The 9634-nt window shown below is 63.3% G+C and carries 21 protein-coding genes; all 21 read left to right on the top strand.

Annotated features, from left to right (window positions below; genetic code table 11):
* Window positions 1-1007 (top strand): elongation factor Tu (gene tuf, locus D105_RS0108025; protein WP_018878097.1); only part of this gene is annotated, 1007 nt, incomplete at its 5' end.
* Window positions 1008-1012: 5 nt separating this feature from the next.
* Complete coding sequence (gene rpsJ, locus D105_RS0108020) at window positions 1013-1324, top strand: 30S ribosomal protein S10 (protein ID WP_018865670.1); 312 nt, start codon at window positions 1013-1015, stop codon at window positions 1322-1324.
* A 110-nt stretch (window positions 1325-1434) separates the two neighbouring features.
* Complete coding sequence (gene rplC / locus D105_RS0108015) at window positions 1435-2079, top strand: 50S ribosomal protein L3 (protein ID WP_018878096.1); 645 nt, start codon at window positions 1435-1437, stop codon at window positions 2077-2079.
* Window positions 2080-2083: 4 nt separating this feature from the next.
* A complete protein-coding gene (gene rplD, locus D105_RS0108010) occupies window positions 2084-2689 on the top strand; it encodes a 50S ribosomal protein L4 (protein ID WP_018865672.1) in 606 nt (201 codons plus the stop codon).
* Window positions 2686-2982 carry a 50S ribosomal protein L23 gene (gene rplW, locus D105_RS0108005; protein ID WP_017941073.1) on the top strand — a complete coding sequence of 99 codons (297 nt, stop codon included), beginning with the start codon at window positions 2686-2688 and terminating at the stop codon, window positions 2980-2982. Before rplD ends, rplW begins: the two co-directional genes overlap by 4 nt.
* Before the next feature lie 2 nt (window positions 2983-2984).
* Window positions 2985-3806 carry a 50S ribosomal protein L2 gene (rplB, locus tag D105_RS0108000; protein ID WP_018878095.1) on the top strand — a complete coding sequence of 274 codons (822 nt, stop codon included), beginning with the start codon at window positions 2985-2987 and terminating at the stop codon, window positions 3804-3806.
* 12 nt (window positions 3807-3818) lie between these two features.
* Window positions 3819-4091 carry a 30S ribosomal protein S19 gene (gene rpsS / locus D105_RS0107995; RefSeq protein ID WP_018139876.1) on the top strand — a complete coding sequence of 91 codons (273 nt, stop codon included), beginning with the start codon at window positions 3819-3821 and terminating at the stop codon, window positions 4089-4091.
* A gap of 9 nt (window positions 4092-4100) precedes the next feature.
* A complete protein-coding gene (gene rplV, locus D105_RS0107990) occupies window positions 4101-4442 on the top strand; it encodes a 50S ribosomal protein L22 (protein WP_018865674.1) in 342 nt (113 codons plus the stop codon).
* A gap of 2 nt (window positions 4443-4444) precedes the next feature.
* Complete coding sequence (gene rpsC / locus D105_RS0107985) at window positions 4445-5125, top strand: 30S ribosomal protein S3 (protein WP_018865675.1); 681 nt, start codon at window positions 4445-4447, stop codon at window positions 5123-5125.
* Between the two features lie 10 nt (window positions 5126-5135).
* On the top strand, window positions 5136-5549 hold the full coding sequence (rplP, locus tag D105_RS0107980) for a 50S ribosomal protein L16 (RefSeq protein WP_017941078.1): 414 nt from the start codon (window positions 5136-5138) through the stop codon (window positions 5547-5549).
* Entirely contained in the window at window positions 5549-5743 is a 195-nt protein-coding gene (rpmC, locus tag D105_RS0107975; protein ID WP_018865676.1) for a 50S ribosomal protein L29, read from the top strand. Before rplP ends, rpmC begins: the two co-directional genes overlap by 1 nt.
* Window positions 5744-5747: 4 nt before the next feature.
* Window positions 5748-6014: a 30S ribosomal protein S17 gene (gene rpsQ, locus D105_RS0107970; RefSeq protein WP_018865677.1), complete on the top strand. Its 267-nt coding sequence runs from the start codon at window positions 5748-5750 to the stop codon at window positions 6012-6014.
* 22 nt (window positions 6015-6036) lie between these two features.
* A complete protein-coding gene (gene rplN / locus D105_RS0107965) occupies window positions 6037-6405 on the top strand; it encodes a 50S ribosomal protein L14 (protein ID WP_017941081.1) in 369 nt (122 codons plus the stop codon).
* 7 nt (window positions 6406-6412) lie between these two features.
* Entirely contained in the window at window positions 6413-6727 is a 315-nt protein-coding gene (gene rplX / locus D105_RS0107960) for a 50S ribosomal protein L24 (protein ID WP_018865678.1), read from the top strand.
* Window positions 6728-6744: 17 nt separating this feature from the next.
* Window positions 6745-7284, top strand: coding sequence for a 50S ribosomal protein L5 (rplE, locus tag D105_RS0107955; RefSeq protein WP_018865679.1), 540 nt, complete (start codon window positions 6745-6747; stop codon window positions 7282-7284).
* A gap of 15 nt (window positions 7285-7299) precedes the next feature.
* On the top strand, window positions 7300-7605 hold the full coding sequence (gene rpsN, locus D105_RS0107950; protein WP_018865680.1) for a 30S ribosomal protein S14: 306 nt from the start codon (window positions 7300-7302) through the stop codon (window positions 7603-7605).
* Window positions 7606-7619: 14 nt separating this feature from the next.
* On the top strand, window positions 7620-8012 hold the full coding sequence (gene rpsH, locus D105_RS0107945) for a 30S ribosomal protein S8 (RefSeq protein WP_018878094.1): 393 nt from the start codon (window positions 7620-7622) through the stop codon (window positions 8010-8012).
* Between the two features lie 10 nt (window positions 8013-8022).
* Window positions 8023-8553 carry a 50S ribosomal protein L6 gene (gene rplF / locus D105_RS0107940; RefSeq protein ID WP_018865681.1) on the top strand — a complete coding sequence of 177 codons (531 nt, stop codon included), beginning with the start codon at window positions 8023-8025 and terminating at the stop codon, window positions 8551-8553.
* 10 nt (window positions 8554-8563) lie between these two features.
* On the top strand, window positions 8564-8917 hold the full coding sequence (gene rplR / locus D105_RS0107935; protein ID WP_017941087.1) for a 50S ribosomal protein L18: 354 nt from the start codon (window positions 8564-8566) through the stop codon (window positions 8915-8917).
* 26 nt (window positions 8918-8943) lie between these two features.
* Window positions 8944-9450, top strand: coding sequence for a 30S ribosomal protein S5 (gene rpsE, locus D105_RS0107930; protein WP_018865682.1), 507 nt, complete (start codon window positions 8944-8946; stop codon window positions 9448-9450).
* A 3-nt stretch (window positions 9451-9453) separates the two neighbouring features.
* Complete coding sequence (gene rpmD, locus D105_RS0107925; RefSeq protein WP_017941089.1) at window positions 9454-9633, top strand: 50S ribosomal protein L30; 180 nt, start codon at window positions 9454-9456, stop codon at window positions 9631-9633.
* Window position 9634: the final 1 nt, after the last annotated feature.

The raw sequence follows: 9634 nt of genomic DNA, 5'->3' as shown, positions 1-9634 counted from the left end.
CGATTGCGACCGCGCACGTCGAATACGAAAGCGACATTCGCCACTATGCGCACGTCGACTGCCCCGGGCACGCGGACTATGTGAAGAACATGATCACGGGTGCGGCGCAGATGGACGGCGCGATCCTGGTGGTGTCGGCGGCCGATGGCCCGATGCCGCAGACGCGCGAGCATATTCTGCTGGCGCGTCAGGTGGGTGTGCCGTACATCGTGGTGTTCCTGAACAAGGCCGACATGGTCGACGATCCGGAGCTGCTGGAGCTGGTCGAGATGGAAGTTCGCGACCTGCTGTCCTCCTACGACTTCCCGGGTGACGACACCCCGGTGATCACCGGTTCCGCGCTGAAGGCGCTGGAAGGTGACGAGAGCGAAGTGGGCGCCCCGGCGATCTACAAGCTGGTGGAGGCGATGGACAGCTGGATTCCGGAGCCCGAGCGTGCCGTGGACGGCGCGTTCCTGATGCCGGTGGAAGATGTCTTCTCGATCTCCGGTCGTGGCACCGTGGTGACCGGTCGCGTCGAGCGCGGCGTGGTGAAGGTCGGCGAAGAAATCGAGATCGTCGGTATTCGCGACACCCAGAAGACCACCGTCACCGGTGTCGAGATGTTCCGCAAGCTGCTGGACCAGGGCGAGGCGGGCGACAACGTCGGTATCCTGCTGCGTGGCACCAAGCGTGACGACGTGCAGCGTGGTCAGGTGCTGTGCAAGCCGGGTTCGATCACCCCGCACACGCATTTCGAGGCCGAGGTGTACATCCTGGGCAAGGACGAGGGCGGTCGTCATACGCCGTTCTTCAATGGGTACCGCCCGCAGTTCTACTTCCGTACGACCGACGTGACGGGTTCGGTGGAACTGCCGGAAGGCACCGAGATGGTGATGCCGGGCGACAACGTCAAGATGACGGTGTCCCTGATCAACCCGATCGCGATGGAAGACGGGCTGCGCTTTGCGATCCGCGAAGGTGGCCGCACCGTCGGCGCCGGCGTCGTCTCCAAGATTATTGAGTGAACGAGATGGCTAACCAGCGCATTCGAATTCGTCTGAAGGCCTTTGATCATCGACTGATCGACCGCTCCGCGGCCGAGATTGTCGAGACCGCGAAGCGGACCGGCGCCCGGGTCAAGGGACCGATTCCGCTGCCGACCAAGCGCGAGGCGTACACGGTCCTGGTCTCCCCGCACGTCAACAAGGACGCGCGTGACCAGTACGAGCTGCGTACGCACAAGCGCCTGATGGATATCCTCGATCCGACCGACAAGACCGTGGATGCCCTGATGAAGCTGGATCTGGCCGCGGGCGTCAATGTTCAGATCAGGCTTAACTAACGTTAAATTTTCTGCCATACTATTGGGCTTTCCGTGGCCCGGCGGAATTTTCGCCGGGCCACGGCTTTAGGGCGCTTGATAGCGCCGTCTGATACGGAAGGGGTTTTGTAATGGCTCTTGGACTCATCGGTCGCAAGCTCGGCATGTCGCGCGTCTTTACGGACGACGGCGTCTCCGTGCCGGTCACGGTGCTGCAGGTGGACAACAATCGCGTGGTCCAGATCAAGCGCACTGAAGGCGACGGCTACAACGCGGTCCAGGTGACGGCGGGCTCGCGCAAGCCGTCTCGGGTAAGCAAGCCGGAGGCCGGTCACTTTGCTGCGGCGTCGGTGGAACCGGGTCGTGGTCTGTGGGAATTCCGCGTGGACGAGGCCGATCTGGAAGGCCTGGCCGCCGGTGATGCGATCACCGTTGACCGGTTCGAGGAAGGTCAGATCGTCGACGTGACCGCGCAGAGCAAGGGCAAGGGCTTCCAGGGTGCGGTAAAGCGTCACAACTTCCGCACCCAGGACGCGACCCATGGCAACTCGCTGGCGCACCGTGCCCCGGGTTCCATTGGGCAGAACCAGAGCCCCGGCCGCGTGTTCAAGGGCAAGAAGATGGCCGGCCACATGGGCGCGGAGCGCAAGACCATCCAGAACCTCAAGGTGGTGCGTGTCGACGCCGATCGCAGTCTGGTCCTGGTTCAGGGTGCCGTGCCGGGCGCGCCGAGTTCCGACGTGATGATTCGTCCGGCCGTGAAGGCGAAGGGTTAAGACAATGCAAGTAACGACTGCCGATACCGGGGCCAGCGTCGAGCTGTCCGCCGTCTGCTTCGAGCGGGAATTCAACGAATCCCTGGTGCATCAGAGCGTGGTCGCGCAGCTCGCCGGAGCCCGCAGCGGCACCCGTGCGCAGAAGACGCGCGCCCAGGTGAGCGGCGGCGGCATCAAGCCGTTCCGTCAGAAGGGCACCGGCCGTGCGCGTGCCGGCACCATCCGCAGCCCGCTGTGGACCGGGGGCGGCAAGGTATTCGCGGCGCGCACCCAGGATTTCTCGCAGAAGCTCAACAAGAAGATGTATCGCGCCGCGATGGCGTCGATCCTCTCCGAGCTGCTGCGCCAGGATCGCCTGAAGGTGGTTGCGGGCTTTGCCGTTGAATCCGGCAAGACCCGCGACGGCGTCGCGAAGCTGAAGGAACTGGGCCTGGAGAAGGGTCTGGTGGTCCTGGCCGAAGAGGACGCGATGACCGCCCGCGCCCTCGGCAACGTGCCGCACGTGGACGTGATCGACGTCAACGGCGTCAATCCTGCCAACCTGGTCGGGGCCGAGACGGTCGTGATCACGGAAGGCGCCATCCGCAAGCTCGAGGAGTGGCTGGCATGAATTCGCGTCTGATGCAGATTATTCAGGGTCCGGTGGTGTCCGAGAAATCGACCAACGCCGGGGAAGTCGGGCAGTACGTGTTTCGCGTGCTGCCGGATGCCGACAAGGCCGAGATCAAGGCCGCGATCGAGAAGCTGTTCGAGGTTCGTGTCCAGCAGGTCCGCACGCTGAACCAGCAGGGCAAGAACAAGCGCTTCGGTCGCCAGTTCGGTCGTCGTAACCACTGGAAGAAGGCCTATGTCGCGCTCGCCGAGGGCGAGAGCATCGACATGGGTGAAGGAGAACAGGTCTAGTCATGGCGATTATCAAGACCAATCCGACGTCGGCCGGACGCCGTCACGCGGTTCAGATCCGCGGTGACGGTCTGCACAAGGGCGCCCCGCATGCGGCGCTGGTGGAGAAGCAGACGCGCACGGGCGGCCGAAACAATTCCGGGCGCATCACCACCCGTCATGTGGGCGGTGGGCACAAGCAGCGCTATCGCATCGTCGACTTCAAGCGGAACAAGGACAACGTGCCGGGCAAGGTTGAACGGCTCGAATATGACCCGAACCGTAGCGCTCATCTCGCACTGGTGCTGTACGCGGACGGCGAACGCCGGTACATTATCGCGCCTCGCGGCCTGAAGCAGGGTGACGCGGTGCACAGCGGCTCGCAGGCGCCGATTCGTGTCGGTAACGCCATGCCGTTGCGCGCGATCCCGGTCGGTACGGTGATTCACTGCATCGAGATGAAGCCGGGCAAGGGCGCCCAGATCGCCCGTTCCGCCGGTGCCTCGGCCCAGGTCGTGGCCCGCGAAGGCGCCCACGCCACCATCCGGCTGCGCTCCGGCGAGATGCGGCGCATCCCGTCCGAATGCCGCGCCACGGTGGGCGAGGTCGGGCATACGGAGCACAGCCTGAAGAAGTTCGGGAAGGCCGGTGCCAAGCGCTGGACGGGCGTGCGCCCGACCGTGCGCGGCACCGCGATGAACCCGGTCGACCATCCGCATGGTGGTGGTGAAGGGCGCAACTTCGGGCGTCACCCGGTGACCCCGTGGGGCCGTCCGACCAAGGGTTACAAGACCCGCAACAACAAACGTACCGACGGCATGATCGTGCGTCGGCGCAAGAAGTAACGGAGTGCCAGCATGCCGCGTTCACTGAAAAAAGGCCCGTTCGTCGACCACCACCTGCGCAAGAAGGTGGAAGAGGCGCGCGAGAAGAACGATCGCCGGCCGATCAAGACCTGGTCGCGTCGCTCGATGATTATCCCGCAGATGGTGGGTCTCACCCTCGCGGTTCACAACGGGCGTCAGCATGTTCCGGTGCTGGTCAACGAAAACATGGTCGGCCACAAGCTGGGCGAGTTTGCGTTGACGCGGACCTTCAAGGGTCACATCGCCAACAAGAAGTCGCGCTGAGGACGAACGATGGAGACGATTGCAAAACTGCGCTACGCGCGCATCTCGCCGCAGAAAACGCGGCTGGTCGCCGACCAGGTTCGTGGTATGCGCGTGGAAGAGGCCCTGAACGAGCTGACCTTCAGCCCGAAGAAGCCGGCCGCCATCGTGAAAAAGGTGCTGGAATCCGCGATCGCCAATGCGGAGAACAACGACGGCGCCGACATCGACGAGCTGCGCATCTCGCGCATCCAGGTCGACGAGGGCCCCGTGCTCAAGCGCATGCAGGCGCGTGCCAAGGGCCGCGGCAACCGCATCATGAAGCGCACCAGTCACATCGTGATTGGCGTTAGCGAGAAGGGAGCGAACTAACCATGGGTCAGAAAGTACATCCAACCGGCATCCGGCTGGGCATTTCTCGCCCGTGGTCGGCGACCTGGTACGCCGACGGTCGTGAATTTGGCGAGACGCTGAACAACGACATCAAGCTGCGCGAATTCCTGCAGAAGAAACTCGCGCACGCGTCGGTGAGCCGCATTACTATCGAGCGTCCGGCCAAGGCCGCGCACATCACGATCCATACGGCGCGTCCGGGGATCGTGATCGGCAAGAAGGGCGAGGACATCGAGAAGCTGCGTCGTGAAGTCGCGGCGGAGACGGGCCTGGACCAGGGCAACGTCAAGATCAATATCGAGGAAGTGCGCAAGCCCGAGATCGAGGCCCAGCTGGTGGCGGAAGGGATTGCCCAGCAGCTCGAGCGCCGCATCATGTTCCGCCGTGCGATGAAGCGCGCCGTCGGCAATGCCATGCGCCTGGGTGCCCAGGGGATCAAGGTGCACGTCTCCGGCCGTCTGAACGGCGCCGAGATCGCGCGTTCCGAGTGGTACCGGGAAGGGCGTGTGCCGCTGCACACCCTGCGTGCCGATATCGACTACGGCTTCGCCGAGGCCCGTACGACCTACGGGATCATCGGTGTGAAGGTGTGGATCTTCAAGGGCGAAGTCTTCGGTCTCGAGCCGGTCGAAGGGACGCGCGCTGCGGCCAACGCGAGCTAGGACATAGACCATGTTGCAGCCAAAAAGAACCAAATTCCGCAAGCAGTTCAAGGGCCGGAACCGGGGCATGGCCTCGACCGGTGCCAAGGTCAGCTTCGGCGAGTACGGCCTGCAGGCCGTTGAACGCGGTCGCATTACCGCGCGCCAGATCGAGGCCGCGCGTCGTGCGATGGTGCGTCACATCAAGCGTGGCGGGAAGATCTGGATCCGGGTGTTCCCGGACGTGCCGGTGACCAAGAAGCCGCTTGAAGTGCGTATGGGCAAGGGCAAGGGTGGCGTGGAGTACTGGGTTTGCAAGATCCAGCCCGGCCGCGTGCTCTACGAGATGGAAGGCGTTCACGAGGACGTGGCCCGCGAGGCCATGCGCCTGGCCGCCGCCAAGCTCCCGGTCAAGACGGTCTTCACCCGTCGGCAGGTGATGTAATGAAAGCAGAAGAACTCAGAAAAAAGTCGGATGACGATCTGAACCAGGAGCTGGAAGCGCTCTACAAGGAGCAGTTCGGCCTCCGTATGCAGAAGGCGATCGGACAGCTCGCGCGCCCGGATCGCGTCGGCAAGGTGCGGCGCGAGATCGCGCAGATCAAGACGCTGATGAATGAACGCAGAAGGGCAGGCTAAGAAGATGACCGAAGAAGGTTCCAAGACTCAGCGTTCCGTCGTGGGGCGGGTGATCAGCGACAAGATGGACAAGACCCGGACGGTCCTGGTCGAGCGTCGCGTGCGTCATCCGCTGTACGGCAAGTTCATACGCCGCAGCACGAAACTGCACGTCCACGACGAGGAGAACGTTTCCCGCATGGGCGATCGGGTTCGTATCCGTGAATGCCGGCCGGTTTCCAAGCAGAAGCGCTTTGCCCTGATCGAAGTGGTCGGGCAGGACGCGCTCTGAATCGGCTGCCAGGAGATAAGTCATGATTCAAATGCAGACCGTGCTCGAGGCCGCCGATAACAGCGGCGCCCGACGCATCCAGTGCATCAAGGTGCTGGGCGGCTCGCACCGCCGGTACGCCCGTGTGGGCGATGTCATCAAGGTGAGCGTCAAGGACGCGATCCCGCGTGGCAAGGTCAAGAAGGGCGATGTGTACGACGCCGTCGTGGTGCGTACCGCCTCCGGCGTGCGGCGCCCGGATGGTTCGATCATCCGCTTCGACCGCAACGCCGCGGTCCTGCTGAACAACCAGCACCAGCCGATCGGCACCCGTATCTTCGGGCCGGTGACGCGTGAACTGCGAGGGGAGAAGTACATGAAGATTATCTCCCTCGCCCCGGAAGTGCTGTGAGGACGTGATGAACAAGATTCGCAAGGGCGACGATGTCGTCGTGATCGCGGGCAAGGACAAGGGTCGCCGCGGGACCATCATCAAGGTCCTGGACGGCAAGGTCCTGGTCCAGAACATCAACATGGTGAAGAAGCATCAGAAGCCGAACCCGCAGCAGGGTGTCGGTGGCGGGATCATCGAGAAGGAAATGCCGATCGATGTCTCGAACGTGATGCTCTTCAACCCGGCAACCGACAAGGGTGATCGCGTGTCGTTCAAGACCCTGGAAGACGGCCGCAAGGTGCGGGTCTTTCGCTCGAACGGCGAGGTCGTGGACGCATAACGCGGGACGGACGGTTTATGGAACGCTTGAGAGAAGAATACGAATCCAACGTGAAGCAGGCCCTGCGCGAGCAGTTCGGCTATGCCAACGTGATGGAGATTCCGCGCATCACCAAAGTGACCCTCAATATGGGTCTCGGCGATGCGGTCGCGGACAAGAAGGTGATCGAACACGCGGTCGGTGATATGACTGCGATCGCCGGGCAGAAGCCGGTGGTCACCAAGGCACGCAAGTCGATTGCGGGCTTCAAGATCCGTGATGATTATCCCATCGGCTGCAAGGTGACCCTGCGGCGCCGGCAGATGTACGAATTCCTGGATCGCCTGATCAATGTGGCGCTGCCCCGGGTACGCGACTTCCGCGGTTTTTCCGCGAAGGCGTTCGACGGCCGCGGCAACTACAGCCTGGGCATCAAGGAACAGATCATCTTTCCGGAGATTGACTACGACCGTGTCGACAAGCTGCGCGGCATGGACATCACCATCACAACCAGCGCAAAGACGGACGCGGAAGCCAAGGCCCTTCTGGAGGCCTTCCGATTCCCGTTCCGGCAGTAAACGAGGTAGGCGCACATGGCGAAGGTATCGATGGTCGAGCGCGAGAAAAAGCGCGAACGACTGGTAAAGAAGTACGCGGCCAAGCGGGCCGAACTCAAGGCAATCCTGGTGGACGACACCAAGTCCTCCGAGGAACGTCTGGCGGCCATGCATGCGCTGCAGAAACTGCCGCGTGATTCGTCGCGCGTGCGTCAGAAGAACCGCTGTGGCGTGACCGGCCGGCCGAAGGGCTATTACCGCCGGTTTGGCCTGGGGCGCAACAAGCTGCGGGAATACGCCATGAAGGGCGAGATTCCGGGCCTGCGCAAGGCGAGCTGGTAAGGAGATTTGAAGCGATGATGACCGATCCGATTTCCGACATGCTCACCCGCGTGCGCAATGCGCAGCGCGCGAACAAGGAGCAGGTCGCCATTCCCTACAGCAAGGCCAAGGAGCGCATCCTGAAGGTCTTCGCGGAAGAGGGTTTCGTGGGCGACATGCAGGCCGAGGGCGAAGCCGCACAGAAGAAGCTTGTGGTGAAGCTGAAGTATTTCGAGGGACGGCCGGTCATCGAGACCGTCGAACGGATTTCCCGCCCGGGTCTGCGGATCTATCGCGGCAAGGACGAACTGCCGCGGATCAACGCGGGCCTTGGTGTCGCGGTGATCTCCACGCCGCAGGGTGTCATGAGTGACCGCGCAGCCCGGGCCGCTGGCCAGGGTGGCGAGGTCCTCTGCAAGATCTACTGAGGAATCAGCCATGTCGCGCATTGCAAATCTGCCGATCCAGCTGCCGAGCGGTGTGTCCGTGGAGCAGACGGACAGCGAGATCAAGATCAAGGGCCCGAAGGGCGAGCTTCAGCTCACCTGCCCCGAGGCGGTGACGGTTACCGTCGAGGACGGCGTGGTGCGTGTGAAGGCCGCCGAGAATGCGAAAAACGTCGCGCTCGCCGGTACCATCCGTGCGCTGCTCGGGAATCATGTCCACGGTGTCAGCCAGGGGTTCGAACGGGCCCTGGAGCTGGTGGGTGTCGGCTACCGCGCGCAGATGCAGGGCGCGAAGCTGAACCTGACCCTCGGGTATTCGCATCCGATCGACTTCGAGATCCCCGAGGGTGTGACGGTGGAAACGCCGACCCCGACCGAGGTCGTGGTCAAGGGGACCGATCGCCAGAAGGTGGGCCAGGTGGCCGCGAATATTCGCGCCTTCCGCCCGCCGGAGCCCTACAAGGGCAAGGGCGTGAAGTACAAAGACGAGCGCATTGTGCGCAAAGAAGCCAAGAAGAAGTAGGTAGGCACCAGTGGACAAGAAAGAGGCCAGACTTAAGAGGGCGCGTCGCGCACGGTTCAAGATCCGTGAGCTGGGGGTGCATCGTCTCTGTATCCACCGGACGCCCCGCCACATGTACGCGCAGATCATTGCCCCGTCCGGCGACGCGGTACTCGCCGCGGCGTCAACGGTGGAGAAGGATCTGAAGAATGCCGGCGGTTCGACCGGGAACGCCGAGGCGGCGGCCCGTGTGGGGCAGGCGATTGCCGAGCGCGCGCGCAAGGCCGGTATTGAACAGGTCGCGTTTGACCGCGCGGGTTTCCGTTATCACGGACGGGTGAAGGCTCTGGCCGACGCCGCACGTGAAAACGGCCTGCAGTTCTAGTCAAACGGGATCGAGCGGAGAGAGATATGGCACGTAACGATGTAAGCGAAGCGCAAGACGGCCTGCAGGAAAAGCTGATTGGCGTGAACCGCGTGGCCAAGGTGGTCAAGGGCGGTCGCCAGTTCCGGTTTGCCGCACTGACGGTGGTGGGCGACGGAGAAGGTCGCGTGGGCTATGGCTATGCCAAGGCGCGCGAGGTTCCGGCCGCGATCCAGAAGGCAATGCAGCAGGCGCGGATGGAGATGCGCAACGTGGCCCTGCACGAAGGGACCCTGCACTACGCGGTCAATGGCCGCCACGGTGCCGCGAACGTCTACATGCAGCCCGCCTCGGAAGGTACCGGGATCATCGCCGGCGGGGCCATGCGTGCCGTGCTGGAAGTGGCCGGGGTGCGTAACGTGCTTGCCAAGTGCGTGGGATCGCGCAATCCGATTAACGTCGTGCAGGCCACGATCGACGGGCTCACCACGGTGAGCTCGCCGGAGCGTGTGGCGGCCAAGCGCGGCAAGACCGTTGACGAAGTGACGAGCTAAGCCATGAGCAAGCTGAAACTGACCCTGGTACGCAGCACCGCCGGCCGCATCGCATCGCACAAGGCGTGCGTCCGCGGCTTGGGGCTGCGCAAGACCCACAGCACCTCGACGGTCGAGGCCACCCCGGAAAATCTGGGCATGGTCAAGAAGGTGTCGTACCTGCTGAAGGTAGAGGAAGTCTAAC

Source organism: Thioalkalivibrio sp. ALE28, from assembly GCF_000377425.1.
Classification (GTDB): domain Bacteria; phylum Pseudomonadota; class Gammaproteobacteria; order Ectothiorhodospirales; family Ectothiorhodospiraceae; genus Thioalkalivibrio.
The sequence above is the reverse complement of the archived record's forward strand: the minus strand, read 5'-3'. Positions and strand labels throughout refer to the sequence as shown.